This window comes from Longimycelium tulufanense (assembly GCF_014645795.1).
Classification (GTDB): Bacteria; Actinomycetota; Actinomycetes; order Mycobacteriales; family Pseudonocardiaceae; genus Longimycelium; species Longimycelium tulufanense.
In genome coordinates this window covers 111,779-136,958 of record NZ_BMMK01000011.1, presented here as the reverse complement: position 1 = coordinate 136,958, position 25,180 = coordinate 111,779, and the positions used below count along the sequence as shown (strand labels likewise).

The following is a 25,180-nucleotide window of genomic DNA, read 5'->3' as shown; positions in this document are numbered from 1 at the left end:
CCGGCAGGCGCCCTTCAGGACGGCACATGGAGGATCGGCGGGCGCGTCTGTCACGCACCCCCGACGCGGTGCTAGAGACCCCCGACGCGGTCGCGGACTGGATCGATGACCACACCCGGCGAGCTACCAGGCCCGCAGACCTGGACGCGGCAGCGGCCGGGAAACGCGCCAAAGACCCCAGGGACTTCTCGGACTCGTACCGGGTGAACCTGTCGGAAGCATCCCATGGGCACACCGTGCATTCCGGGGTGCGACTACCCGCTGAACAACTGGACTTCTGCTGTGAGGCTGTCACGCTAAACGAGTGTGACTGTGTTGACCCGAAGCCGTCGCTGCGAAAGATTCGCGGAAGGGGATGATGCCATGGACAGTGCGTTACCGGTTCCTCGTCCTCCGTCAGAGGCGTGCCCGGTATGTAACGGCAGTGGTCAGTCCCGAAGCGGGAACACGTGCAATTTCTGTCTCGGCAGCGGTGAAAAACCTGACTCGGGCCAGGGTGGTCCGTTCTCTCTAGTGATGGCGTAGGTTACGCGCCTAGACGTCTGAGTTGGTGTACCCGCAGAACAGAACGGCGGAGAGCCACAACTCTCCGCCGTTCTCGGCATCTAGCTGTCAGCCCGTCGTACGACTTTGATATCCACTCCTTCTGGTCGTTCGACGATCTTCTCCGGTTGTGAAAAGTCTTCGCCACTTGGAGGAGAACACCGAACTATGTCCAGATAGATTTCCGATCCGTCTGAGCATCGCACGACAGGATTGACAACGCTGGGCACTTCGTATGAGTCAATGGACCTGATACCCGGATGCCCGGACTGGGTCAGCAGCGCAATTAGCAACTCTTTAAAACGATCTACCCTCACAGCATATCTCCCGGGATGGTCCGTCCCCTGTTGTCAACAACCTGGCGTACCATTATCGTCACGTTTGATCCGTTGGCGAACTGAACTACCAACCTCGTGTGATTATCGGGCCTGTCTGACGTTGGCACTATCTCAATTGTATCGATCTCACGGTGACCGGACTCCACAAGGAGCTTCACCATGAGGTCATCCAGCTCAGTCACTGTCACCTGACCCATACTTCCAGACTCCCGAGTACGGCAGGTACCCACCTACCGCGTCCAGAGGAGCTACCAGGCTCCAACCTTCCGAAGGGTAGGCGAAGAGAGGCCAACGCCAAGGAGGTATCACGATGGCCTCGTGGGGAAGCTGCCCGACGTGCGGACAAACTGTGAACGCCGAGCCGGGTCAGTGCCCCGGAACTGGGCAGACGGCGCAGTAGAGACAACAAGAAGCCCCGGGCCTGAACCCGGGGCTTCTTGTGCATTGACCTACCAGAGTGAGCCCTAACCCTGGTTCATCCCCGCCGAAGCGGGGCACGTGCTTGTGCTCTACCAGACTAAGCCCTAACCCTGGTACACCCCCGCCGGAGCGGGGCTGGCGGTGACGCTAGTGGGTCCTCGCCGATGGATCAACTGTGTCACCCGGCCGGGGTGCTCTCCTTCGACAATAGGATGCGCTGTTCCGCACGGAACTCAACGTCTTTGCGGGCATCTTGGAATGTAAGGAAGCCGTAGTTTCCGGTATCAAAATCCAGGCACCAATCATCTTCATCCACCCATATCAACATATGGGTGCTGAAATCGTCGTCCAGGTGTCGAGTCACCGCGATAGCGGTTGGGTGACTGTCTGGCCCTCCCGGCTGGTATCCGTCCACGTGGAGGATATGAAAATGATCTACCACTTTAGGCATTGCCGTACGGAAATCAGCTTCGGAGGTTCGGGAGTCGGGAACAGTGCGGGTATCCATCGAAGTCCCTTCCGGCTGGCTGCTCCCCGGAGGCCCCTTTGTCTCCGGGGAGCAGCGGCTCACCTCATGTCTCCGCGTTCACCACGGTGTCGCCCTGGTCGCGCTTCACGCTGTCGACGCCAGCGCCAGCGTCAACCGTGTCCTTCAACCCGTTCTCGACGTCCAGAGTATCGTCACCGTCGCCCAGCCCGATTCGGGTCGTAACCCCCTCGGCGGGACCACAGTCCGCGGCGATGGCGGACAAGCGCTGACACCCGCCGTAGCCCACGAGCAGTCCCTCACTGGCCTCGACGCGCACGCGATCCTCCTCGGTGACGTGCACGCTGATGGTGTCGGCGCCAGCCGTGCCCGACACGTACACCGTGGTGCCGTAGCGGTTCACGGCAGCCTGGTCCGGGCTCCACGCGGTGGCGGTGCCGGCGAACCCGAACAGAAGCGCCACCGTAGCGGCGACAGCGAAAAAGGTCTTTCTCATCAGTTCTTCTCCTTGCCTTGTGTCAATACTTGTGTCGATCAGACGTCTGGCGTCGGCGTTGGATCACCTCCTTAGTGTGTGTCCTCGCCGACCACATGCAGATGTGGTCCGTCACTGTAGGAGCGGGGCCGAGGAAGGTTTTCTGCCGCGGCAGCGACATCATCATTCGCCACCAGCGTGTAGAGTGTCGTGCTCTGGATATCTACATGGCCCAAGAGGTTCTTGACGATCAGTAGGTCTTTGGTGTTCTTCATGGCCACGGTGCCCGCACGGTGGCGCAAGGTATGCAGGGTCTCCGTGAAACCCAGCTTGTGAAGATACTGGTTGGAGTATTGGGACACATGTTGTGCGGTGACGGGACCAAATCCACGCTCGCGCCGCCAGCATGGTCCTGACGGCGACATCATCGGATTGATGATCGACCATACCCACCCGGGAATGGGGATCGTGCGCTCGACGTTACCCTTGCCGATCACGCGAGCCCACACATTTCCTTTGTGGTCACACGTGAATGAGTCCCGGCGCAATTGGGCAATGTCTGATGCCCGCATGCCCGACCACCCGGCAAGCAGGAGCCATGGAAGGAGGCGCCGCGGGGCGTTCTCGATGGCTCGGGCGAGCTTTTCCTCATCGATCGGTCGGGGTAGCCGTCTGGCGTTCGGTGGCAGTGGGATGAGCGCCGATGGGTTGTCGGGTCGGTATCCGCGTTGGTGGAGCCACTGGTAGTACGGACGAATGAGTGCCGTTTTCCAGCGCACGTTGGCCAGGGAGGGGAGGCTGTCCTGCCACCTCTCCAGTTCGTCCCGCGTGGCGGTAATGGGGTCGTGACCGAGAAATTCAGCCAACCAGGTTAGCACTTGCCGACGACGAAACAGTGTGTCGTCGCTGCGTCCTATTTTGCGGCACCAGCGTAGGTGTTCTTCGAGGTAGCTGATCTTTTCTGTTCGGTACGACCCTCCTGGCAGATCGTCCATAGTAGTTTGCTTTTCAACTACCTTGCGGCTGGGGTTGCGCCCAGGGTGTGCGTGACGCACGCCACTGTCAACCGTTCGGGTGACGGTTGACACGTTCGGGTGAACGATGCTACGCATGGACGGCCACCCGTACTACGCTCCGTCGCAGAGACAGCGTCCGAGCCACCCAGTCGGAGCAGCAGAGATGCATCAACTCGATCTCGCTGCGGCTCGAGCCGGTGGAGGACTCGGAGGGGTAGGAACGGACGCATCCGCTGCGCCAACGAACAAACCCGCCAGTCAACGGGCACCGGTGGCCCGTGCCCTCGGCCGGAGCAACGCCGCCCGTACTCCAGGTGACCGATCGGCGACCCTAAGTCTTTCCCAAGAACCCTAAACCTTGGTCAAGTCCTCTTGGCCGCCCCGTGATCCCGGACACACGATGATCTCTCCGTCGGGGGAAGGGGGCGGACATGGACGAGCCTTGGGGCGTTTCCGACCCGAAGTTCCTCGCCCTGTACGGCGCGGGACTCGTGGTGGCCATGCTGTGGGCCAACCTGGTCCACGCGACGTTGCGCCGGCCGTCGGCCGGCGGGAACCCCCGCCCGTTGGACGTGCTCGAGCTGGCCCACCTCAGCGGTGGTCCACGGCGCGTCGCCGACACCCTGCTCACCCGTCAGTTCGAGATCGGCACGGTGCGCCTGGGTCCCGGGGGCTGGCTGCGTGCGACGGGCGTGCCCGGCAGCGGTGATCTCGACTGGAAGGTGCTGCACGGTGTGCCGCCGCCCGGCCGGCCGGCGCGCTCGTTACGTGACGACCTCGCCCGGGACCCGTCCGTCAGGGCGATCGGCGAGCGTCTCGTGGCGTGGGGTCTGGTGGTCGACCCGGCAGCGGTGGGACGGGTGCGCGCCATCTCCGCGCTCCCCTTGTTCGCGTTGAGCGGCCTCGGCCTGCTCCGGTGGTGCGCGGCGATGCTCAACGGGCGTCCTTCCGGCGTGGCGACCGTCCTACTGGGGGTGACGGTCACCGCCGCGGCCGGGCTCCACCGCGGCAGGAGCCGCCGGCTGACCCTGGCCGGGGAACGGATCGTCGACCGTGCCCGGATGTTGCAGCGGGATGGACGGCTCGCGGTGGTGGCCGGTCCGGCCATGGATCCCGTTCTCCTGTGCCTGTCCGGCGTGACCGGACTGGTCGCGGTCGACGGTCTGGTCGCTCATCCCGACCGGACGGTCGCGACGGCACTCGCGGACGTGGCGCGTCCCAGGAACCGGGTTGCGACCGCTTTTCCCCGCCTGCCCAACAGGTTCCTGGGGTGGCGTCGTCCGGGCGGGACGGGTGCCTCCGCTGCCGGGAACCCGGGCTGCGGGAGTTAGGACGTCTGGCAGGGGCTCGTGGAGTGGGGGTAGCGATGAACGAGCCGTGGGGGTTTTCCGGCCCGGAGTTTCTCGGCCTGTACGGCGTGGGTGTCCTGCTCGCGTCGTTGTGGATGATCCGGGTCCGCGGCCGGTTGCGCCGAAGCGACGCCAGCGATGTCGCCCGCACCCAGCTGTCCGCGGAGGAGCTGGCTTACCTGGCCGGCGGACCGGCCCGGGTCATCGATGTGGCGGTGAGCCGGTTGATCGACACGGGGGCGGTGCGGGTTTGCCGGGCGGGAAGGCTGCGGGCGGTGACCGGTGCGACGGCGTCCCACCCGCTCGATGCCGCGGTGTTGGGTTTGCTGTCCGATGGATCGGGTCGCCAGCTCGCCGCGGTGCGCGCGAGGGGTGTTCGGCTGGAGGCGGTACGTCTGCCGCTCGAGCGATTGGTCTCCTTGGACCTGCTGGTTGATCCGCGCCGGGTATGGCCGGTGAAACTGCAAGCGGTGCTGCCCATGCTCGCGTTGGGAATCGTCGGACTGTTCCGGTGGATCAACGGGCTCGCCTCGGAACGACCGGTGGGCTGGTTGACGGTTCTGCTTGCACTGACCGTGTTGCTGGTGTTTCTCGGGCTGGCACATGGGACGCCGTTGCGGACCACCCGCGGTGACGCGTTGCTGGCGCGTGTGCGTCCGACAGTGAAGGAGATCAAGCCGGCTGTGGCCGAAAACCGGTCCGGGGACGGTGCCAGTACGGCGGTCCTGACCGCCGTTGCGCTGGCTGGAATTGCCGCTATGCCGGACAGCCCCGAGCTGTCGGCGTTACTCAGCAACACCGGTTCGTCGGGCGGCAGCGGGGGAACTTCCTCCGGTGACGGAGATGGCGGTTTCAGCCTCTTCACCGGTGACAGCGGTGGAGGTGGGGGCGACAGCGGCGGTTGCGGTGGAGGAGGTTGCGGAGGCTGACCCCGGGGGTTGCGCGCCGGGGAGCGGGTGTCTCCCCGGCGCGCGTGGCCCCACCGGAAACAACCATGGGGGAAACGCAATGAACGCGACGAGCCTGGTGTGGTACGCCCTTCTTCTTGTTGGCGGAACCGTCTGGGGGTGCTGGCTCCGGCAACACGTCACCCGGCCCCGGGACTGGTTGCCGTTGGAACGTCCGCTCGACCTCTATGAGGTCGCCTACCTTTCCGGCGGCCCGCGGCGGGTGGCGGACACGGCGCTGACCCGCCTGGTGGACCATGATGCGTTGCGGGTGTCCCGGCACGGCCGCGTCCATGCGACCGGCCGGGTCGTCACCGATCCGACCGGCCAGGTCGATGCGGTGGACGCTCACCTGCTGGCGCTCACCGCCGTCCCGGGTGGAGTGCCGGCGGATCGGCTCGTGACCTGCCTGGCCGCCTCCCCCGCCGTCGACTTCCTGGGCCGCTGGCTGGTCGAGCGCGGGCTCGCCGCGCCGCCGGCAGACGTGCGCCGGGCCCGCTGGTTGTCCACGACGCCGCTCCACGGCTTGGCCGCGGCCATGGGCCTCCACCTGGTCCTGGGTGTCGGCGCGCATCGACCCGGCCTTGCCGGTCTGGTCCTCGTCACAGAGCTTTTCGCCGTACTGCTGCACCAGTTCCCTCCCGGCGTCGCAACTCCCCTGGGCCAGCGTGTGCTCCACGACGTCGAGGAGGCACGGCGCACCGGTGCCGCCCCGCCGCCCCAGCTGGCCGCGGCCATGGCCGGTGCCGCGGGCCAGGTGGCGGTCGGCGGCCTGGCCGCGCATCCGGACTCGCCGCTGCGCCGCGCGCTCTCCCGGCGCGGTGAGCGCGCCTGGGCCTGGTGCTGGCCCTCGTCTTCGTCGTGCTCCTCGTCGTAGTGGAGGTGTTGTGGTGTCCGTGCTGCCTCGGCTGGGTGTCGGCATCGGTTGGCGCCCGGAGATCGACCTCACCGTGGAACGGTTGCCCGGTGTGGAGTTCGTCGAGGTGATCGCGGAGAACGTGCGTGGCTGGTCGCTTCCGGAGTCGTTGCGGCTTCTGATGGAACGCGGCATTCCGGTGCTGCCGCACGCCGTGTCGCTCTCGCTGGGTGGGGCGGACCCGGTGGACCGTTCCCGCGTTGCGCACCTTGCCGCAGCGGCCGATGCCCTCGGCGCGCCACTGGTGAGCGACCACATCGCCTTCGTGCGAGGGGGTGGGATGGAGGCGGGGCACCTGCTGCCCATTCCCCGCACCCGCGACACGTTGGATGTGTTGGTGGCCAACGTGTTGGACGCACAGGCGGAGCTTCCCGTACCGCTGGCGTTGGAGAACGTGGCCGCGCTGGTGGAGTGGCCCGACGCCGAGTTGACCGAGGGGCAGTTCTTGGCGGAGCTGGTCGAGCGGACCGGATGCTGGTTGCTGGTCGACGTACACAACCTGTACGTCAATGCGCGCAACCTCGGCCACGACCCGCGGGAGTTCCTCGACACCGTGCCGCTGGAGCAGCTGGCGTACGTGCACGTGGCGGGTGGGCAGGACCACCAGGGGCTCTACCACGACACGCACGCGCATCCCGTGCCGCAGCCGGTGTTGGAACTACTTGGGGAGCTGCGTCATCGGGTCGAACCACCGGGTGTGTTGTTGGAACGCGACGACCGCTATCCGGCCGACGCCGAACTGGCGGCGGAGATCGCATCGATCCGCGCCGTCGTGGAACCCGCGGCGTGAGTGGGCCCCCCGAGGGGGCTCGCGAGCGGCTCGCGGCGGCACAGGTGGCCCTGCTCCGCGCTCTCCTGGAGAACGCTGAAGCTCCGCCCGGGTTCGCGCCGGAACGGCTGCGGGCACAGGCGGAAGCGCTGCGGCGCAAGCGGCGGCGGGTCGTCGCGAACCTGCGCCCGGAACTACTCGACCAGCTCGGCGACCGGTTTGCCACCCTGTTCGACAGCTATGCGCGCCAGCACCCCAGGCGAACCGGCACGACGGCACGGGACGACGCCGATGCCTTCGCCCGCTGGCTGGCCCACCGGGACGACGTTCCCCGCTCCCCCAGCCGCTGGTGGCACCGGTTTCGCAGCTAAGGACCGGCGAGCACCCGCCGCGGCTGGGCGGTACGAACATCCATCCCCCGCCGCGGTCCTTCGCCCACAGGCCCTCGTAGAGCCACACGAGGGCGACCGCGGCCCGCGGTAACCGGGCCAGCATCAGGGCAGGTTGATGACGAGGTCGCCCACCGGGAGGCGGGTGCCGGTGAAGAAGGGGATCTCCTCGCGTACGTGCCGACGGGCGTCGGTGCCGCGCAGGTGCCGCATCAGGTCCACGATGCGGTGCAGCTCGTCAGCCTCGAAGGCGAGGATCCACTCGTAGTCGCCGAGCGCGAACGAGGCCACCGTGTTCGCCCGCACATCCGGATAGTCCCGGGCCTCCCGGCCGTGCTCGGCCAGCATCCTGCGCCGCTCCTCGTCCGGGAGCAGGTACCACTCGTAGGACCGGACGAACGGGTAGACGCACAGGTACTTGCGCGGCTCCTCGCCCGCCAGGAACGCCGGGATGTGGCTCTTGTTGAACTCGGCGGGCCGGTGCAGCGCGACATTGCTCCAGACCGGCGTGGATGCGCGGCCCAGGGCGGTGCGGCGGAAGCCGGTGTAGGCGGCCTGCACCTGCTCGATCTCCTCGCCGTGCCACCAGATCATGTAGTCGGCGTCGGCCCGCAGCCCGGCAACGTCGTAGACGCCGCGGACCACGACACCCTTGCCCTCCAACGCGTCCAGGTATTCCTGTGCCTCGCGGGCGGCGGGCTCGCGGTCGGCGGGCAACGCACCCGGCTGGATGCGGAAGACCGACCACATCGTGTACCGAATGGTGTTGTTCAGCTCGGCGTAGTTGAGGCGGGCCATGCCCTCATCGTCCCACTTCAGTGGGAAACCGTGGCCGAGAGGTGGGCGGCGACACGGTGCGCGGCCGCGTCCGCGGTGGCCACGCACGCGGGCAGGCCCACGCCGTGCAGCGCGGCACCGGCGACTGCCAGGCCGGGAATCTCCGCCACCGAGCGCTCGATTTCGGCCACGGTCGCGGTATGGCCCACGCCGTACTGCGGGAGCCCACCGCCCCAGCGCACCACCCGAACGTCCAGCGGCTTGGCGCGCACCCCGGTCAGCTCGGCGAGATCGGCGCGCACCGCCTGCACGAGTTCGGTGTCGCTGCGACGCAGGGCCGACGCCTCGCCGAACCGCCCAACGGAGCCACGCACCAGCACCGGCTCCCCGAAGTGTTCCCACTTCCGGCTGGAGAAGGTGAACGCCTTTGCCGTGAACGGCGTCCCGTCGGCGTGCCACTCCCCTTCGGCGAGCAGCACCCCGCTGGACTCGGGCAGCCGCGCCTTGGCGGGCAACGCCATCGCGACGACCGCCATCGAGGCCACCTCGACGCGGGTGAACGCCGCCGCGGCCGCGGGCACGACCCTGGCCAACAGCCGGCGGGCCGCCGGCGCGGGCACGGCCAGCACCACGACGTCGACGTCGAGGACCTCCGGCCACGACGCGACGCCGATCTCGACCCGCCAACCGTGGTCGTGCCGGTCCAGCGCACGGACCGGCAACCCGAGCCGGATGTCCGCACGCGAGGTCTCCACCAACCGGGTCACCAGCGTGCCCAGCCCGCCGCGCAACGTGCCGAACACCGGTGGCCCTGCCGCGTCCGGCCGTGACGATGCCCGCGGGTCCGGTGCCGAGACCACCTCGGCGGCGGCACGCAGCAGCGAGCCGGCACCGCGCTCGAGCGCCGCCGCCAGCTGCGGCATGGTGGCGCGCAGGCCCAGCTCGTCGGCACGACCGGCGTAAACCCCACCCAGCAGCGGGTCGACCAGGCGGTCCACCACCTCATCCCCCAGCCGCTCCCGCAGGAGCCGGCCGACCGACACGTCGGCGCCCCGCAGGTCGAGCGGCGGGAGTTCGGGTTCGCCGGCGACGCGCGCCACCGCCGCAGGGGACAGCACCTCGCGTACGGCGTCGGCGGAGGCCGGAACGCCCATCACGGTGCCCCTCGGGAGGGGGACGGTGTGGTCACCCGCGTGCACCGTGGCCGCGGCGAGCGCCGGGTGCACCAGCTGGTCGGCCAGGCGCACCTCGGTGACCAGGTCCACCATCTCGGGACGGCGGACCAGGAACGCCTCCGCGCCCACGTCGTAGGCAACCCCGGCCAGGTCGACCGTGCGCAGCTTGCCGCCCAGCCGGTCGGACTGCTCGACGACGACGATCCGGGCCTCGTCACCGAGCAGCACGCGCAGCCGGTGGGCCGCGGCGAGCCCGGTGACGCCCCCGCCGACAACGAGCACCCGCGGTCCGGTCATCACCCGGCCGGCTCCAGCGAGTGCACCAGCTCGACCACGCGGGTCAACACGTCCGGGTCGGTCTCGGGCAGGACGCCGTGCCCCAGGTTGAAGATGTGCCCGGTGGCGGCGCGGCCCTGCGTTACGACCCGCCGTACCTCCGTCTCGACCACCTCCGCGCCGGCGAACAGCAGTGCCGGGTCGAGGTTGCCCTGCAGCGCGGCCCCGGGGACCCGACCCGCCGCCGCGTCGAGCGGCACCCGCCAGTCGACGCCGACGACGTCCGCGCCCGCCTCGCGCATGGCGCCGAGCAGCTCCCCGGTACCCACGCCGAAGTGGATGCGCGGAATCCCCGCGTCGGCCAGTCCGGCCAGCACCCGTCGCGAGTGCGGCAACACGAACCGCCGGTAGTCGGCCGCCGGCAGCGCCCCGGCCCAGGAGTCGAAGAGCTGGACGGCGTCCACGCCGGCCGCCACCTGCACCCGCAGGAACTCCAGGGTGATCTCGGCCAGCCGGTCCAGCAGCTCGTGCCAGGTCTGCGGGTCGGAGTGCATGAGGGCCTTGGTGCGCTCGTGGTGTCGGCTGGGGCCACCCTCGACGAGGTAGGAGGCCAGCGTGAAGGGGGCCCCGGCGAACCCGATCAACGGGGTGTCGCCCAGCTCGCCGACGAGCAGGCGCACGGTCTGTGCGACCGGCTCCACCTGCTCCGGCTCCAGCTTCGGCAACCCGGCCACATCGGCGGTGGACCGCACCGGGAAGGGCACCACCGGCCCGACCCCGGCCACGATGTCCAACTGCACCCCGGCGGCCACCAACGGCACCACGATGTCGCTGAACAGGATCGCGGCGTCCACCCCGTGCCGCCGCACCGGCTGCAGGGTGATCTCGCAGGCCAGGTCCGGGGTGAAACAGGCTTCCAGCATCGGGATGCCCCTGCGCACCGCCCGGTACTCCGGCAGCGAGCGGCCGGCCTGGCGCATGAACCACACCGGGATCCGCGCCGGCGTTCCACCGCGCGCGGCGACCAGGAGGGGAGCGTTGGTGAGGTCCCGGCGGCCCGAGACCGGCGCTACGTTCTTCTCGCCGTTCGTCATCTCGCCGCCCATCGTCGCACGGGTGCCGCGGCAGCACCGGGCTGACCCGCCTCGCCTTCACGACCACGTCAGGGTCGGCGCGTCTGGCCGCCCTGGACCGGGGTCCGGGCATACAGTCAGCCCCGTGACCGGGTTGTCGGGAGTGCCCGAGGTTTTCCGACGGGCGGTGGCGGCGTTGCGTTCGGTGCGGCCGCGGCCCGAGGTGGAGCTGGACGAGGTGCGCCCGCCGCAGCGGCTCGCCCCCTGGACGTTCGCGCTCGCCGCCGAGGTCGACGGGCCGGCCGGCGAGCTGGCCACCGGCCGGCTCGTGCTGCTGCACGACCCGGACGGCGACGAGGCGTGGGGCGGGGTGTTACGGCTGGTCGTCTACGCGCGGGCCGAGCTCGACCCCGAGGTGGTGACCGACCCGCTGCTGCCGGACGTGGGCTGGTCGTGGCTCACCGAGGCGCTGGAGGGCTGCGGGGCCGAGCACGTGGCCCTGGGCGGCACGATCACGCTGACCTCCTCGGCCCGCTTCGGCCACATCTCCGGCCCCCCGCACACCCACGACCTGGAGCTGCGGGGGTCGTGGACCGCGCTGGACACCGACCTGGCACCGCACGGCGAGGCGTTCTGCGAGCTGTTGGCCAACGCGGCCGGCCTGCCGCCGGTGGGCGTCGCCTACCTCGGCCAGCGGCAGAGCGGCTGAACCGCCGGGACGGCCGCCGGGCACCGCGCGACCGAGCCAGCCCCAGGCCCGCCCGGGCGGGCCGCCTTGGCGCCTGGGTGCCAGCGAGCCGCTCCGCCCCACGGGGCCGGTCGCGCGGGTCGACGGACGGCGCGGCCCCGCCCGGGACGCGGGCGTGGGCAGGTTCGGCAGCCGAAGCCGCCGAACCTGCCCACGAGCGACCACCGAGAGCGGCGAACCTGGGGCAGGTGGCCGTGGAAGCCCGTCCCTCGAACCCGCCAGCCGAACTCAGCCGATGTTGACCGGCGTGCTCAGCACGCTACTTCGGCGGCGTAGCCGTCAAATGCGGTTCCCCAGGTTTTGAAGCACCTGTGCTGGCCTTCGGCCAACGAATCCCAGTGCTTCGTGTAGAACGTGTGGTCGGGGAAAAGCGCTCCGTACACGTCCAGCCGCATGGTCACGTCGGTTGCGTCGTCCGGAACATCGAAATCCGCCGTGAACCCCAGGCTCTTGGCGTCGAACAACTCGTGCTTTGTACCATTCTGCGTGTAGTCGACATAGGCGCGAAGGACGTATCCCCCGCCGTTGGTGACGCTGATGACCGAGTGCCCTGCCTCGTGTCGGACGGACAGCGGCGCCATCTGCACCCCCGCCTGGCCGGACGTGACCTGCTGCGCCATCGCGACACCGGCGCCCGCGGTGGCCACGCACGCGCCCACACCCAGTGCGGCACCGACCACCGCGAGTCGTCGAACAATTGCGAACATGTGACCCATTCTCCATTCCCTGCGTGACAGTTGAACGGACCTCCAATTTCCACAATAGTCGAGAATGAGTGGTCATCGCGGTGATCCACACCACGGAAAGAAACATAAAAAAGCTACCCATCTGGACGCAATTTGATGCGCGCCCGACAACTTGTTCAGGCGGCAACATATCTACGACACGAAATGCTCTTCGTGCCGGGCGGGGTCGCGCCGGGGGCGGACGCGGGCCTTCGGGACGTCTCCCGGCGTGACGTGCCGGCCGCCGTCGGACGGGCCGACGTGCTCAACGGAGCTTCGCGGCGACGTCCTCGGCGTCGCGGAGGACGCGCAGGGCGTTGCGGCCGGCCAGCTTCGTACAGTCGTCCTCGCTCCAGCCGCGGTCCAGCAGGGCGACGACCAGGCGCGGGTAGCCGGTCACGTCCGACAGGCCGGGTGGGAACTCACCGGCACCGTCGTAGTCGCCACCGAGGCCGATGTGGTCGATGCCGGCAACCTCGCGGGCGTGCTCGACGTGCTCGACCACCTGCTCGAGGGTCGCCCCGGGCCGTGGGTGCCGTTCGGCACGCCGGTGGGCGGCCACGTCCCGGGCGGTGAGGTCGCGGTAGTCCTCGCCGGCCCGTTCCATCTCCGCCCGCAGCTCGGCGTGCCAGGCGGCCAGCTCGGGCGAGACGAATGCCGGCACGAACGTGATCATGCACACCCCGCCGTTGTCGGCCAACCGGGTGAGGACGTCGTCCGGCACGTTGCGGGGGTGCTCGGCGACCGCCCGGCAGGACGAGTGGCTGAACAACACCGGCGCCGCGGAGACGTCCAACGCGTCGTGCATGGTCGTCTCGGCCACGTGGGAGAGGTCGACCAGCATGCCCAGGCGGTTCATCTCCCGGACCACCTCGCGGCCGAAACCGGTCAACCCGCCGGCGGCCGGCACGTCGGTGGCGGAGTCGGCCCAGGGCACGTTCTGGTTGTGGGTGAGCGTCAGGTACCGCACGCCGAGCCGGTACAGCGCCCGGAGCGCGCCCAACGAGCCGCCGATGCAGTGCCCGCCCTCGGCGCCGAGCAGGGACGCGACCCGGCCACCCGCGGCGAGGCGCTCGGCCTCGGCCGCGGACCCGGCGAAGCCGAGGCGTTCGGGGTAGCGGCGAATCAGCTCGTGGACCAGCTCGACCTGCTCCAGGGTGGTGGTGACGGCGGCGTCGCCGGCGAGCTGGCCGGGCACCCAGACGGACCAGAACTGCACCCCTACTCCCCCGCGGCGGAGCCGGGCCAGGTCGGTGTGGAAGCTCGGCTGTTCCCGGGCCAGATCGATCCGGTCCAGGTCACCGCCGACGCCCTCGCGCAGCGCCCAGGGAAGGTCGTTGTGACCGTCCACCAGGGGTGCGTCACGGAGCAGGGCCCGGGCACACGCGAGAGCGTCTTCCGTCGGCACTAGACAACTCCAGTTAGTCGTCGGACAGCGCTGCGTCGTTAGCGAGGTGCGGTTGGTTCCCACGATCGTGCTATCCGGGAGGGCCCCCGTCACAACTCGATCGGGATAGATACCCGATTGATCGTCCCGCAGAACCCCTCGGGCGGCTACGCTGCCTGACGTCGACACCACTTTCGGTCGATCAGTGGCGCGGCTGATCGGTCGAGAGTCCCGGTGCCGGTCGGGGGGCACGACCGACTCCAGGGAGGTAGTGACGTGGCTGCCGTCGGCTTAGGTCAGGCCGTTCGAACCACGCCAGCCGGCTCGTTGCCGGCGAACATGGTCCCGCACCCGCGGGAAGAGCTGTTTTCGGTGTTGGTGGTCGACGACCATCCACTGCTGCGGGAGGCCATCGCCGCCCGGCTGCAGCAGATGGGCGCGGGCACCGTACACGAGGCCGCATCGGTGGCCGAGGCCAGGGCGCGTGCCCTGGCGACGGGCCCGTGCGACCTCGCCATCCTCGACCTCGGTCTCCCGGACGGGAGCGGCATCGACCTGGTCACGGAGCTCCGTGCCCAGGGCTGGCCGCGGATCGTGGTCCTCGCCTCGTCCGACGACCCGTATGCGGTCCGGGCGGCCTTCCAGGCAGGCGCCCAGGCGTACCTGCTGAAGTCCGCCTCGCCGATGGTGGTCACGGACGGCGTGCGGCGGGTCCTCGACGGCGGCGTGTACGCCGATCCGAGCGTCGCTCCGGTACTGGCCGCCGGCACCAGGGTGCCCGGCACCGACAACACGCCGCGGGAGCTTTCCGCGCGCGAGGTGGAGGTGCTGCAGCTGGTGGCTGATGGCCGGTCCAACAAGGAGATCGGGGAAGCGCTCAACCTGTCCGCGCTCACGGTGAAGAGTCACCTGTCGCGGATCGGGCGCAAGCTGGGCACCGGCGACCGTGCGCAGATGGTCGCGCTGGCCATGCGGGCCGGTGTGATCCGGTAGCACGGCCGCCCGGCACGGGCGTTGGCCCGACGGCCCCGGGACGGCGCGTCCCGGGGCCGTCGGGTGGCCCTGCGCATGCCGCCACCCGACGGACCTCCGGTCGGAAACGCCGGCACGGAGGGCCCGTTTCGTCGTAGGGTCTGCCGCCGTGGAAGTTCCCTACGCCGACACCGCCGGATCCGGTGACCCCGAGCCGGTGCCGCTGACGGAGCCCGCCGGCGGGGTGCCGCCCGTGGTGGCCGACCCGGCCGCGCTACGGCGCGTCGCCCGGAACCTGGCCGCGGCCGGCGGACCGGTCGCGGTGGACACCGAGCGTGCCTCTGGTTATCGCTACTCGCAGCGGGCCTACCTGGTGCAGCTGCGCCGGGACGGCGCGGGCACCGTGCTGGTGGACCCGATCGCCCTGGGCGGCCGGCTGGATCCGCTGGTGGAGTCGTTGGCCGGCACGGAGTGGGTGGTGCACGCCGCCTCCCAGGACCTGCCGTGCCTGGCCGAGCTGGGCCTGCGGCCGGAGACGTTGTTCGACACCGAGCTGGCCGGCCGGCTGGCCGGCTTCGATCGGGTGGCGTTGGGTGCCCTGGTCGAGCGCATGCTGGGTTACCGGTTGGAGAAGGGGCACGGCGCCGCCGACTGGTCCCGCCGCCCGCTGCCGGCCGACTGGCTCACCTATGCGGCGCTGGACGTCGAGCTGCTGATCCCGCTGCGTGCGGCGTTGGAGGAGGAGCTGACCGCGCAGGGCAAGCTCGCGTGGGCGTTGGAGGAGTTCGAGGCGGTGCGCACCGCGCCGCCCCCGCAGCCGCGCGCGGAGCCGTGGCGGCGTACCTCGGGCATCCACAAGCTGCGCTCGCCGCGCCAGCTTGCGGCGGTTCGTGCGTTGTGGGAGGCCAGGGACGCCATCGCCCGGGAGCGGGACATCGCCCCGGGCCGGGTGTTGCCGGACAGCGCGATCGTCGACGCGGTGGGCGCGAACCCGGAGGGCATCGCCGAGCTGTTGAAGCTGCCGGTGTACCGGGGCCGGGCGCAACGCAAGCTGGCCGGGGTCTGGATGGGTGCGTTGGAGCGGGCCCGCCGGTTGCCCAAGAAGGAGCTGCCGGACCCGTCGCCGGCCCACGACGGCCCTCCCCCGCCCAACCGGTGGGCGGACCGCGACCCGGTCGCGGCGGCGCGGCTCACGGCGGCCCGGGCGGTGTTGACCGGAATCGCCTCGCAGCACCGGTTGCCGGTGGAGAACCTGCTCAGCCCGGATCTGGTGCGCCGCACCTGCTGGCAGCCACCGGCGGACGTGTCCCCTGCGGGAGTGGCCGCGGCCCTGCGGACCGGGGGTGCGCGGAACTGGCAGATCGACATGACGGCGGAGGCGTTGAGCGAGGCGATGCACGCCACCCCGGCGTGACTCGCGGCGACGACCGAACAGGGTGCTACTCGTAGTAATAGGGAGGACCTGCGGTTCCGGCGTCAATGTGCTCGGGGCTCGGTGGGTGTGTGCACCGAGGGCAAGCTGGTGTGAGCGACCCAACAGAGCGACACCTGTGGTTACCCGCCAGTAACGACGGCTAGAGTGCCGGTTACCGGCCAGTAGCGATGGCGCGCGGCCATTCCGTGCGTCCGCTGGAGCCGCATGTTGTTGCCCGTACCTGTGGAGGAGCACGCCGTGGCCGCACCCGCTGCGCCGGCATCGTCCGGCACCAGTGCGCGCGCCGTTCGGAACGTGGTTTTCGTCGACGGCGTCCGCACGCCGTTCGGCAAGGCCGGCCCGAAGGGCATCTACGCCGAGACCCGCGCCGACGACCTGGTCGTCAAGGTCATCCGCGAGTTGCTGCGGCGGCATCCCGAGCTGCCGCCGCAGCGCGTTGACGAGGTGGCCGTCGCCGCCACCACCCAGATCGGCGATCAGGGCCTGACGATCGGCCGTACCGCCGCCATCCTGGCCGGGCTGCCGAAGTCGGTGCCCGGCTACGCGATCGACCGGATGTGCGCCGGCGCCATGACGGCGGTGACCACCAGCGCGAGCGGTATCGCCTTCGGTGCCTACGACGTGGTGATCGCCGGCGGTGTCGAGCACATGGGTCGCCACCCGATGGGTGAGGGCGTCGACCCCAACCCGCGGTTCCTGGCCGACAAGCTGGTCGACCCCTCGGCACTGGTGATGGGCCAGACCGCGGAGAACCTGCACGACCGGTTCCCGCACCTGACCAAGGAGCGCGCCGACGCGTACGCGGTGGCCTCGCAGGCCAAGTACGACGCCGCGGCCAAGGCCGGCAGGATCGGCGCCGACCTGGTCCCGGTGGCCACCCGCTCCGCGGCGAACGGCTGGGGCCTGGCCACCGCCGACGAGCCGCCGCGGCCGGGCACCACGCTGGAGACGCTGGCCGGCCTGAAGACGCCGTTCCGCCCGCACGGCCGGGTCACCCCGGGCAACGCCGCCGGTCTCAACGACGGCGCCACCGGCTGCATCCTGGCCGACTCCGACACCGCGGCCGAGCTGGGCCTGCCGGTCGCGATGAGGCTGGTGGGCTACGCCTTCGCCGGCGTGGACCCGGAGGTCATGGGCGTCGGCCCGGTGCCGGCCACCGAGAAGGTGCTCGCTCGCACCGGCCTGTCCATCGACGACATCGGCCTGTTCGAGATCAACGAGGCGTTCGCCGTGCAGGTCCTGGCGTTCCTGGACCACTTCGGCCTCGCCGACGACGACCCGCGGGTGAACCCGTGGGGCGGCGCGATCGCGTGCGGCCACCCGCTGGCCTCCTCCGGCGTCCGGCTCATGACGCAGCTGTCGCGGCACTTTGCCGAGCGCCCGGACGTGCGCTACGGCATGACCACGATGTGCATCGGGATCGGCATGGGCGGCACCGTGATCTGGGAGAACCCGCACTGGAACGGGGGCGACAAGTGACCGAGGCACTCACCCGCGTGGACTTCAGCGCGGTCTTCCCGGACGAGGTCGTCACCTTGGCCAGCACCCGGTTCGTCGAGGTGCCCGGCCTGGACGGCAAGATCGCGCTGGTCACCCTGGACAACGGGCACGACCACACCAAGCCGAACACCTTCGGCCCGGGCGGGCTGGCCAGCCTGAACACGGCGCTGGACGAGGCGTTCGCCGGTAACCCGGTGGCCATCGCCGTCACCGGCAAGCCGTTCATCTTCGCCGTGGGCGCCGACCTCACCGGCGTCGGCAAGATCACCGAGCGGGACCAGGCGCTGGCCATCGGCCAGGCCGGCCACACCGTGTTCCGCCGGCTGCGCGACTCCGAGGTCCCGACCTTCGCCTTCGTCAACGGTGCGGCGATGGGCGGTGGCCTGGAGGTCGCGCTGCACTGCCGCTACCGGACCGTGGCGGCCAACGTGGCCGCGATCGCGTTGCCGGAGTGCTTTTTGGGCCTGGTGCCGGGCTGGGGCGGCACACAGCTGCTGCCGAACCTGATCGGCGCGGACGCCGCGGTGACGGTGGTCCTGGAGAACGCCCTCAACCAGAACAAGATGCTCAAGCCGGCGCAGGCGCACCAGCTCGGCATCTTCGACGAGCTGCTGCACGGGGCGGACTTCCTGGAGCAGTCGCTGCTGTGGGCGGCCAAGGTGATCCGGGGCGAGATCAGCCCGGCGCGACCGGAGATCGACCGCGGTGCGGCGTGGGACGCCGCGATCGCCCGCGGCCGGGCGGTCGTCGAGGGCAGGACGCACGGTTCGGCGCCCGGTCCGCTGCGCGCGCTGCAGCTGCTGGAGCTGGCCCGCGAGAACGACCTCGACCGCGGCTTCGCCGCCGAGGACGAGGCACTGGCGGACCTGCTCATGACCGACGAGCTGCGGGCCGGCCTGTACTCGTTCAACCTGGTGCAGAAGCGGGCCAAGCGGCCGGCCGGTGCGCCGGACAAGGGTTTGGCGCGGCCGGTGGCCAAGGTCGGCATCGTCGGCGCCGGCCTGATGGCCAGCCAGCTGGCGTTGTTGTTCGTGCGGCGGCTGAAGGTACCGGTGGTGCTCACCGACATCGACCAGGGCCGGATCGACAAGGGCGTGGGTTACGTGCACGCCGAGATCGACAAGCTGCTGGGCAGGGGCCGGGTCTCGCCCGACGAGGCGAACCGGCTCAAGGCGCTGGTGTCCGGCTCGCTGGACAAGGCGGCCTTCGCCGACGCGGACTTCGTCATCGAGGCCGTGTTCGAGGAGATGTCGGTCAAGCAGCAGGTGTTCGCCGAGTTGGAGCAGCACGTCACGCCCGAGTGCGTGCTGGCGACCAACACCTCCTCGCTGTCGGTCACCGAAATGGCCGGCAAGCTCCAGCACCCGGAGCGGGTCGTCGGGTTCCACTTCTTCAACCCGGTGGCGGTGCTGCCGCTGCTGGAGATCGTGCGTGGAGAACGGACCGACGACGCGTCGCTGGCGACGGCGTTCGCGGTGGGCAAGGAGCTGAAGAAATCCTGCGTGCTGGTCAAGGACGCGCCGGCGTTCGTGGTCAACCGGCTGCTCACCCGGTTCCTGACCGAGGTGCTCGCCTCGATCGACGAGGGCACCCCGTTCGAGGTGGCGGACCGGGCGGTGGCGCCGCTGGGGCTGCCGATGAGCCCGCTGGTGCTGCTGCAGCTGGTCGGGCCGGCGGTGGCGCTGCACGTCGCGGAGACGCTGCACGGCGCGTTCCCGGAGCGGTTCGGCGCCAGCGAGAACATGAAGCGGTTCGTCGCGGCCGGCAAGACCGCGGTCTGGGCCTGGGACGAGCAGGGCAACCAGCAGGTCGACCCGGAGGTCGCCGAGCTGTGGCAGCAGGGTGACACGGCGCAGACCGAGGAGCAGGTGCGGGAGCGCGCGCTGGCCGTCCTGGCCGAGGAGATCCGGCTGATGCTGGACGAGGGCGTGGTGGCCGAGGCGCAGGACATCGACCTGTGCATGATCCTCGGCGCCGGCTGGCCGTTCTGGCTCGGCGGCATCACCCCGTACCTGGACCGGGCCGGCATCTCGGAGAAGGTGACCGGGAAGCGGTTCCTGGCCCCGGGAGTGGCCTCGGTGCCCACCGCCTGACCGGCAACGTCGTTCGGGCCGGCCATCCTCCGTTGCGGATGGCCGGCCCGACGCCTTTCCGGGCCAACGCCTGAGTCGGACTGGCTACCCGGCCGAGACTGATTTCCCCCGTTTGGCTCAGCGAATACTGAAACATCCTCCGCGGCCCCCACGAAGATCAAGATATCTGGCGGGACGCGTCGACCGCGGAGAGGAGTTCTGGCGATGGGCCTCGGAACGGGATTCTGGTCGTGGCTCTTCGGCCCCAGGCAGAGACCAGTGCGGGGCACCGTCCGTCCGCTCCCAACGGACGGACGGATGCAGGTCGTTGGCGAATCGCATTATCAGCCAGCCCTGGCTCTGGTCGCCGATGGCCGGGTTACGGGCTCGAACCTCAAGGAGGCCATTCCCGCGGAGGCGTTGCTCGTTCCCGAACCGCACAACCCGTACGACCGGCGCGCGGTCCGGGTGGATCTGTTGACCTCTTTTGGCCGGGCGGTGACGGTCGGGTACCTCGCACGTCCAGATGCGGCGCGCTATCAGCCGGTGTTGCTGGCCCTGCAGCACCGTGGAGAGATCGGGAGCTGCCCGGCACGAATCATGGGCGGTGGTGACCGCTACTACGGGGTCCACCTTCACCTGGCAGCTCCGGCAAGTCTTCTCGGACCGGAGACTGACGTGGACGCCGAGCCGCCACGGGTGCTCCCGGCCGAGCGCACGGTCGTAGTCACCAGGGAAGAGGCACACCAGGACGTGCTTCTGCCTTACCAGCCGAAGGTGCCGGGAGACATTGTCCCGGTCCGGCTGGAGCTTGGCTTCTGTGAGATCAGTAAGGGCACGTATCGCGGTGAACAAGCCGTCGAGGTGCGCCTCGACGGACGCCGGTGTGGCGAGCTCACCTACGCGATGACCGGGCGGTACGCCCGCTGGGTCAAGCAATGGGCCATGGACGGGCCAGTGCTGTGCGAGGGCTACGTCCGTCATGAGGGCCAGCGTGGGCTTCAGGTCGAGCTGCGACTACCCGAAGTCTCCTGAGCGGGCGAACAGGCTCCACGCGGGGTATGACAGGGATGTGGCGAGGCGTGCGTCCGGGCCGAAGGAGGCCAGGGTTCGGGTTGGAACGTCGGGGTGGGTGTATCCGCCGTGGCGCGGGGAGTTCTATCCGCGGGGGCTGGCGCACCGGCTGGAGCTGGACTACCTGTCCCAGCGGATGACCTCGGTCGAGATCAACGGGTCCTTCTACTCGCTGCAGCGGCCGGAGAGCTACCAGGCGTGGCGGGAGCACACGCCCGAGGACTTCGTGTTCGCAGTCAAGGGTGGACGTTTCATCACGCACATGAAGAAGCTGCATGGGGTGGAGGCGCCGCTGGCCAACTTCTTCGCGTCCGGGGTGCTGGCACTCGGACCGAAGCTTGGCCCGGTGTTGTGGCAGCTTCCACCCGTACTCCCGTTCGAGCCGGAGCGCCTGGCGGCGTTTTTCGAGCTCCTGCCACGGACGACGGTGGAAGCGGCGGCTTTGGCCCGAAACCACGACAACCGACTCGAAGGACGAGCCTGGACGGAGGCTGAGGTTGATCAGCCGCTGCGGCACGCGCTGGAGGTGCGGCATCCGAGCTTCCGCGATCCTGAGTTCGTGGATCTGTTGCGGCAGCACGACATCGCGCTCGTCGTGGCGGACACCGCCGGCACCTGGCCCTACCTGGAGGACGTGACGGCGGACTTCGTCTACGTCCGGCTCCACGGTGCCGAGGAACTGTACGCCAGCGGCTACACGGACCAGGCGCTCGATCATTGGGCTGAGCGGATTGGACGGTGGCGGGCCGGTGAGGATCCGCGGGGCGAGCACACGGTCGGTGCGCCCGCCCCGCTACGTCCCGGGGGACGTGACGTCTACGTGTACTTCGACAACGACGTGAAGGTCCACGCCCCGTTCGATGCCATCAACCTGTCTCGACGGTTGGGCGTGGCTCCTCCTGCGCCGGTCGAGGCCGAAGGACACGACGCCCCAGTCGAACCGCCTGGAAGATCACGGCGTACGCGAGCAAGGTGATGACAGCGCCGCTGATCGCGCTCAACCCGATGTTGACTGCCTTGGCCCAGAGCAGCTCGCTATGCGTTTGGTAGGCGTTGAGCCGCAGGTCTTCGGTGTCAGTCAACGCCGCTCAGGGAGCGGAAGGAAGCTCGACGGCGATGGCCAGCCCGCCACCGGGCACCGGGGCGGCGTGCAGGCGCCCGCCGTGCGCCCGGACCGCCGCCTGCACGATCGACAGGCCCAGCCCGGCTCCGTTCGGCCCGGTGCGGGCCACTCCCCCACGTCGGAACGGCTCGAACAGCTCCGCCAGCCGCTCGGGCGGCACCTCGGGCCCGGAGGAGGCCACCTCCAGCCGGCTCCAGCCCTGCCGGCTCTCGGTCCGCGCGGTGATCCACCCGCCGTCGACGTTGTGCCGCACGGCGTTCTCCAGCAGGTTGCCCGCCACCCGCTCCAGCAACGCGGGATCACCGACCACCAGCACCGGCTCGGTCGGGAACGTGGTGCGAATGCCGCGCTGTTCCGCCTCGGCCCGCACTCCGCGCCAGGCGCTGGACACCACCGCGGACAGGTCGACCGGCTCCCGGACGGCAAGCCCCGCGCCGTCGGTGCGGGCCAGCAGCAGCAACGACTCCACCAGTCGCTCCGCCCGCCCGGCGGCGTCCCGGACCACGCCCGCCATCCGCCTCAGCTCCTCGGCGTCGGCGTCCGGGTCGGACAGGGTCACGTCCAGCTCGGTGCGGATGACGGCGAGCGGGGTGCGCAGCTCGTGGCTGGCGTTGGCGACGAATCGCCGCTGTGCGTCGAAGGTGCCCTGCAGCCGGTCGAGCATGTTGTCGAAGGTGTCCGCAAGGTCAGCGACCTCGTCGCGCGGCCCTTCCAGCCGGATTCGCTCCGCCAGCGACTCCGCCGACAGCCGGCGCGCGGTCTCGGTGACCTCGTGCACGGGTAGCAGCACCCGACCGGTGATGACCCACGCCAGCAACGCCGTCGCGGCGACCACGCACAGGAACGCCACGGTCCCGGTCCGCAACACCTGCGACCGCGCGGCCTCCTGCAATACCCGACCGAGTCGCTCGGCCGGCACGGCGACGTCGTCGACCCACACCCAGCTACCCACCGGCAGCCGCGGCACCGCCGCGACCACGCCACCGACCAGCAACCAGCCCAGCCACAACAGCAGTGCGCTCGCGCCCGCCACCAGCCCGGTGGCCAGCAGGGTCAGTCGCAGGCGCAGCCCGGGACCGCGGCGACGGCGCACCCCCGCGCCGGTCGGCGGCGCCGGCCGGGCCAGCTCACCCCACGTGCTGTGCACTGGCGGCGGGCACCCGGTAGCCGGAACCGACGACCGTCTCGATGATGCCCGGCTCGCCGAGCTTCTTGCGCAGGGTCATCACGGTGACCCGGACGGTCGTGGTGAACGGGTCGGCGTTCTCGTCCCACACCCGCTCCAGCAGCTCCTCGCTGCTGACCACGGCACCGGCGGCGGCGAGCAGGACCTCCAGCACGCCGAACTCCTTGCGGGTGAGATCGAGGTGCTGGCCGCGCCGGGTGACCGTGCGTCGTGCCGGGTCGAGGACGACGTCCCCGGCGGTGAGCACCGGCGGGGTCGGCGGCGTCGCGCGCCGCCCCAGCGCCCGCACCCGGGCGACCAGCTCGGCGAAGGCGAACGGCTTGCCGAGGTAGTCGTCGGCGCCGAGGGACAACCCGGCCACCCGGTCCTCCACGCTGCCGCTGGCGGTGAGCATGAGCACCCGGGTCAGCGAGCCGGAGGACACGATCTCCTGGCACAGCTTGTCGCCGGACATGCCGGGCAGGTCCCGGTCCAGGACGACCACGTCGTAGCGGGTCACCGACACCTTCTCGTGGCCGGAGTCCCCGTCGTAGGCGACGTCGACGGCCATACCCTCCCGACGCAGGCCCCGGGCGACCGCGTCGGCCAGGGGCTGCTCGTCCTCCACTACCAGGATGCGCACCTCTCCACCGTGCCACACGATCGGTCGATCTTGCTGGTGGAGGGGCTCGGCGCGCCGGTCACGCGGGTCGTTCGAGCACCACCGTGCCGCCGCACCCGGTCGTGATCAGGCCCCGGCGCCAGAGACCCTCGGAGCCGGCCGCTAGGGGATGTGCCAGGGCAGGGACTGGGGTTCTTCCCGATTTCACCTCGTGACGCGCGACGGCACGGTCGAAGGTATGCCGCCGCTTCTTTACCGTCACGCCGCGCTCGTTCTCGGTGCCTCGGCTGTGGTCCTGCTGCCCTGGATGGTGGTGCTCGCCGTCGAACTGCCGAAGGCCGTCGACGTCCCCCGGAACTGGACCCTCGCCTGGCTCGGCCTGGATGGCCTCATCGCGGTCGGCCTCGCGACCACCGCCTGGCTGGCGAGGTATCGAGACGAGCGGACGCGGCTGGCCGCCGTGGCGACGGGCACCCTGCTCATCGCCGACGCCTGGTTCGACGTCTGCACGGCCAGTCTCGGCGGGGAGCTGGCCTGCGCGGTCACCCTGGCCCTCGGTGCCGAGCTCCCGCTCGCCCTCCTGTGCCTTCTCCTCGCCAGCTCCCGGCATGACGACCGGGAACACCAGGCCACCGGGAACATGTCCTAGCGCTGTCCCCGGATGGTCTCCCTGCGCGTGGCCGGGACGCTCCACCGTGCCACACGATCGGTCGATCTTGCTGGTGGAGGGGCTCGGCGCGCCGGTCACGCGGGTCGTTCGAGCACCACCGTGCCGCCGCCCTCCCCCGCCACCTGCAGGGTGCGCAACCGAAGCAGGGCGGGGTGCTCCTCGGCCAGGCGCGCGGCGTTGAGCAGCGAGCGCAGCGCCGCGGTCTCGGCCCGGGCCCGCTCCAGTGCCGCCCGGCCCTCGGCGCGGGCGACCAGCTCCGCAACGGCAGCGCGCCGCAGCTCGGCCGGCAACACCACATCGCGCACCGAAACCTCGGAGATCTCGACGCCGACCCGGCCGGCGACCGGCTTGGTCCCGGCGAGCACCTCGGCGGCGACGGCATCGCGCTCCGCGTCGACCCGGTCGTGCGTACGGGTGGCCACCGCGCGCCGCAAGGCGACCTGGGTGGCCAGGTAGATCTCCCCGTACGGATTCTCAGCCGTGACCACGTATGCGGTGGCGTCCACGACCGACCACCGCAGCACGAGGGTGACCCGCAGCAGCACGCCGTCGGAGGCGGGAACATCCTGCGCCGCCTGGGCCTCGGACCGCACGCGGGTGTCCACCCGCTCCAGCCGCTCGTGCCGGCGGATGCGGTGCTCACCCGGCCCGATCTCGCGGCACAGTTCACCACGGCGGAAAACCAGGCCGCGCTCCCACGGCATCAGCGTTTCTTTCACGACCGTCCCCCTCGTCAG

The 25,180-nt window shown here is 70.2% G+C and carries 24 protein-coding genes; 13 read left to right on the top strand and 11 right to left on the bottom strand.

Annotated features, from left to right (window positions below):
* Nucleotides 1–1,479: 1,479 nt before the first annotated feature.
* The 3 genes from IEY55_RS13720 to IEY55_RS13710 form a co-directional block, all read right to left on the bottom strand.
* Nucleotides 1,480–1,809 carry a hypothetical protein gene (locus IEY55_RS13720; RefSeq protein WP_189057727.1) on the bottom strand — a complete coding sequence of 110 codons (330 nt, stop codon included), beginning with the start codon at nt 1,807–1,809 and terminating at the stop codon, nt 1,480–1,482.
* A 64-nt stretch (nt 1,810–1,873) separates the two neighbouring features.
* Nucleotides 1,874–2,284 carry a hypothetical protein gene (locus IEY55_RS13715; protein WP_189057725.1) on the bottom strand — a complete coding sequence of 137 codons (411 nt, stop codon included), beginning with the start codon at nt 2,282–2,284 and terminating at the stop codon, nt 1,874–1,876.
* A gap of 71 nt (nt 2,285–2,355) precedes the next feature.
* Nucleotides 2,356–3,375, bottom strand: coding sequence for a tyrosine-type recombinase/integrase (locus IEY55_RS13710; RefSeq protein ID WP_189057723.1), 1,020 nt, complete (start codon nt 3,373–3,375; stop codon nt 2,356–2,358).
* A 335-nt stretch (nt 3,376–3,710) separates the two neighbouring features.
* Here IEY55_RS13710 and IEY55_RS13705 point away from each other — a divergent pair, with 335 nt between their 5' ends.
* The 5 genes from IEY55_RS13705 (at nt 3,711) to IEY55_RS13685 (ending at nt 7,631) form a co-directional block, all read left to right on the top strand.
* Entirely contained in the window at nt 3,711–4,610 is a 900-nt protein-coding gene (locus tag IEY55_RS13705) for a TIGR04222 domain-containing membrane protein (protein WP_189057721.1), read from the top strand.
* Between the two features lie 35 nt (nt 4,611–4,645).
* Nucleotides 4,646–5,557, top strand: coding sequence for a TIGR04222 domain-containing membrane protein (locus IEY55_RS13700; RefSeq protein ID WP_189057719.1), 912 nt, complete (start codon nt 4,646–4,648; stop codon nt 5,555–5,557).
* 79 nt (nt 5,558–5,636) lie between these two features.
* Entirely contained in the window at nt 5,637–6,452 is an 816-nt protein-coding gene (locus IEY55_RS13695) for a TIGR04222 domain-containing membrane protein (protein WP_189057717.1), read from the top strand.
* A 22-nt stretch (nt 6,453–6,474) separates the two neighbouring features.
* The gene (locus IEY55_RS13690; RefSeq protein ID WP_189057887.1) at nt 6,475–7,281 is read left to right on the top strand and encodes an MbnB/TglH/ChrH family RiPP precursor modification enzyme; all 807 of its coding nucleotides are present in this window, start codon (nt 6,475–6,477) and stop codon (nt 7,279–7,281) included.
* Complete coding sequence (locus IEY55_RS13685) at nt 7,278–7,631, top strand: SCO6045 C-terminal-like domain-containing protein (RefSeq protein ID WP_189057715.1); 354 nt, start codon at nt 7,278–7,280, stop codon at nt 7,629–7,631. The genes IEY55_RS13690 and IEY55_RS13685 overlap by 4 nt, the downstream gene beginning before the upstream one ends.
* 123 nt (nt 7,632–7,754) lie before the next feature.
* On the opposite strand, the gene hemQ is transcribed toward IEY55_RS13685, so the two are convergent.
* Genes hemQ through hemE form a run of 3 tightly spaced genes read right to left on the bottom strand, consistent with a single transcriptional unit; the run spans nt 7,755 to nt 10,983 of the window.
* The gene (gene hemQ, locus IEY55_RS13680; protein WP_189057713.1) at nt 7,755–8,447 is read right to left on the bottom strand and encodes a hydrogen peroxide-dependent heme synthase; all 693 of its coding nucleotides are present in this window, start codon (nt 8,445–8,447) and stop codon (nt 7,755–7,757) included.
* 17 nt (nt 8,448–8,464) lie between these two features.
* On the bottom strand, nt 8,465–9,898 hold the full coding sequence (gene hemG, locus IEY55_RS13675; RefSeq protein WP_189057711.1) for a protoporphyrinogen oxidase: 1,434 nt from the start codon (nt 9,896–9,898) through the stop codon (nt 8,465–8,467).
* On the bottom strand, nt 9,898–10,983 hold the full coding sequence (hemE, locus tag IEY55_RS13670; protein WP_373290009.1) for a uroporphyrinogen decarboxylase: 1,086 nt from the start codon (nt 10,981–10,983) through the stop codon (nt 9,898–9,900). Before hemE ends, hemG begins: the two co-directional genes overlap by 1 nt.
* Nucleotides 10,984–11,095: 112 nt before the next feature.
* Between hemE and IEY55_RS13665 the strand changes: the two genes are divergently transcribed.
* Nucleotides 11,096–11,659, top strand: a complete 564-nt coding sequence (locus IEY55_RS13665; protein WP_189057709.1) for a DUF3000 domain-containing protein — start codon at nt 11,096–11,098, stop codon at nt 11,657–11,659.
* A gap of 290 nt (nt 11,660–11,949) precedes the next feature.
* Here the strand turns inward: IEY55_RS13665 and IEY55_RS13660 are convergent, their stop codons facing one another.
* Nucleotides 11,950–12,405 (bottom strand): hypothetical protein, encoded by a 456-nt coding sequence (locus IEY55_RS13660; RefSeq protein ID WP_189057707.1) that lies wholly within the window; start codon nt 12,403–12,405, stop codon nt 11,950–11,952.
* Between the two features lie 283 nt (nt 12,406–12,688).
* On the bottom strand, nt 12,689–13,831 hold the full coding sequence (locus tag IEY55_RS13655) for a dipeptidase (RefSeq protein ID WP_189057705.1): 1,143 nt from the start codon (nt 13,829–13,831) through the stop codon (nt 12,689–12,691).
* Nucleotides 13,832–14,086: 255 nt separating this feature from the next.
* Between IEY55_RS13655 and IEY55_RS13650 the strand changes: the two genes are divergently transcribed.
* The 6 genes from IEY55_RS13650 to IEY55_RS13625 all read left to right on the top strand — a co-directional run bounded on the left by IEY55_RS13650 (nt 14,087) and on the right by IEY55_RS13625 (nt 21,839).
* Entirely contained in the window at nt 14,087–14,803 is a 717-nt protein-coding gene (locus IEY55_RS13650) for a response regulator (protein WP_073485702.1), read from the top strand.
* 148 nt (nt 14,804–14,951) lie between these two features.
* Entirely contained in the window at nt 14,952–16,196 is a 1,245-nt protein-coding gene (locus IEY55_RS13645; RefSeq protein WP_229686343.1) for an HRDC domain-containing protein, read from the top strand.
* A 258-nt stretch (nt 16,197–16,454) separates the two neighbouring features.
* A complete protein-coding gene (locus IEY55_RS13640) occupies nt 16,455–17,696 on the top strand; it encodes a thiolase family protein (RefSeq protein ID WP_189057704.1) in 1,242 nt (413 codons plus the stop codon).
* On the top strand, nt 17,693–19,810 hold the full coding sequence (locus tag IEY55_RS13635) for a 3-hydroxyacyl-CoA dehydrogenase NAD-binding domain-containing protein (protein WP_229686341.1): 2,118 nt from the start codon (nt 17,693–17,695) through the stop codon (nt 19,808–19,810). The genes IEY55_RS13640 and IEY55_RS13635 overlap by 4 nt, the downstream gene beginning before the upstream one ends.
* A gap of 297 nt (nt 19,811–20,107) precedes the next feature.
* Nucleotides 20,108–20,824 carry a hypothetical protein gene (locus tag IEY55_RS13630; protein ID WP_189057702.1) on the top strand — a complete coding sequence of 239 codons (717 nt, stop codon included), beginning with the start codon at nt 20,108–20,110 and terminating at the stop codon, nt 20,822–20,824.
* A complete protein-coding gene (locus IEY55_RS13625) occupies nt 20,772–21,839 on the top strand; it encodes a DUF72 domain-containing protein (protein ID WP_189057700.1) in 1,068 nt (355 codons plus the stop codon). The genes IEY55_RS13630 and IEY55_RS13625 overlap by 53 nt, the downstream gene beginning before the upstream one ends.
* A gap of 112 nt (nt 21,840–21,951) precedes the next feature.
* Here the strand turns inward: IEY55_RS13625 and IEY55_RS13620 are convergent, their stop codons facing one another.
* Both IEY55_RS13620 and IEY55_RS13615 read right to left on the bottom strand, forming a co-directional pair.
* The gene (locus tag IEY55_RS13620; protein WP_229686363.1) at nt 21,952–23,079 is read right to left on the bottom strand and encodes a sensor histidine kinase; all 1,128 of its coding nucleotides are present in this window, start codon (nt 23,077–23,079) and stop codon (nt 21,952–21,954) included.
* Nucleotides 23,080–23,113: 34 nt separating this feature from the next.
* Nucleotides 23,114–23,794: a response regulator transcription factor gene (locus IEY55_RS13615; RefSeq protein WP_189057698.1), complete on the bottom strand. Its 681-nt coding sequence runs from the start codon at nt 23,792–23,794 to the stop codon at nt 23,114–23,116.
* 217 nt (nt 23,795–24,011) lie between these two features.
* Here IEY55_RS13615 and IEY55_RS13610 point away from each other — a divergent pair, with 217 nt between their 5' ends.
* Nucleotides 24,012–24,422: a hypothetical protein gene (locus IEY55_RS13610; RefSeq protein ID WP_189057696.1), complete on the top strand. Its 411-nt coding sequence runs from the start codon at nt 24,012–24,014 to the stop codon at nt 24,420–24,422.
* A 95-nt stretch (nt 24,423–24,517) separates the two neighbouring features.
* Here the strand turns inward: IEY55_RS13610 and IEY55_RS13605 are convergent, their stop codons facing one another.
* A complete protein-coding gene (locus IEY55_RS13605) occupies nt 24,518–25,162 on the bottom strand; it encodes a slipin family protein (RefSeq protein WP_189057694.1) in 645 nt (214 codons plus the stop codon).
* Between the last annotated feature and the right edge of the window lie 18 nt (nt 25,163–25,180).

What these genes read in the sequence shown, in the direction of transcription:
- IEY55_RS13630 (WP_189057702.1), top strand. Translation starts at nt 20,108, where the DNA reads ATGCAGGTCGTTGGCGAATCGCATTATCAGCCAGCCCTGGCTCTGGTC.
- hemE (WP_373290009.1), bottom strand. Translation starts at nt 10,983, where the DNA reads ATGGGCGGCGAGATGACGAACGGCGAGAAGAACGTAGCGCCGGTCTCG.
- IEY55_RS13715 (WP_189057725.1), bottom strand. Translation starts at nt 2,284, where the DNA reads ATGAGAAAGACCTTTTTCGCTGTCGCCGCTACGGTGGCGCTTCTGTTC.
- IEY55_RS13610 (WP_189057696.1), top strand. Translation starts at nt 24,012, where the DNA reads ATGCCGCCGCTTCTTTACCGTCACGCCGCGCTCGTTCTCGGTGCCTCG.
- hemG (WP_189057711.1), bottom strand. Translation starts at nt 9,898, where the DNA reads ATGACCGGACCGCGGGTGCTCGTTGTCGGCGGGGGCGTCACCGGGCTC.
- IEY55_RS13710 (WP_189057723.1), bottom strand. Translation starts at nt 3,375, where the DNA reads ATGCGTAGCATCGTTCACCCGAACGTGTCAACCGTCACCCGAACGGTT.
- IEY55_RS13720 (WP_189057727.1), bottom strand. Translation starts at nt 1,809, where the DNA reads ATGGATACCCGCACTGTTCCCGACTCCCGAACCTCCGAAGCTGATTTC.
- IEY55_RS13625 (WP_189057700.1), top strand. Translation starts at nt 20,772, where the DNA reads ATGAGGGCCAGCGTGGGCTTCAGGTCGAGCTGCGACTACCCGAAGTCT.
- IEY55_RS13705 (WP_189057721.1), top strand. Translation starts at nt 3,711, where the DNA reads ATGGACGAGCCTTGGGGCGTTTCCGACCCGAAGTTCCTCGCCCTGTAC.
- hemQ (WP_189057713.1), bottom strand. Translation starts at nt 8,447, where the DNA reads ATGGCCCGCCTCAACTACGCCGAGCTGAACAACACCATTCGGTACACG.
- IEY55_RS13695 (WP_189057717.1), top strand. Translation starts at nt 5,637, where the DNA reads ATGAACGCGACGAGCCTGGTGTGGTACGCCCTTCTTCTTGTTGGCGGA.
- IEY55_RS13700 (WP_189057719.1), top strand. Translation starts at nt 4,646, where the DNA reads ATGAACGAGCCGTGGGGGTTTTCCGGCCCGGAGTTTCTCGGCCTGTAC.
- IEY55_RS13660 (WP_189057707.1), bottom strand. Translation starts at nt 12,405, where the DNA reads ATGTTCGCAATTGTTCGACGACTCGCGGTGGTCGGTGCCGCACTGGGT.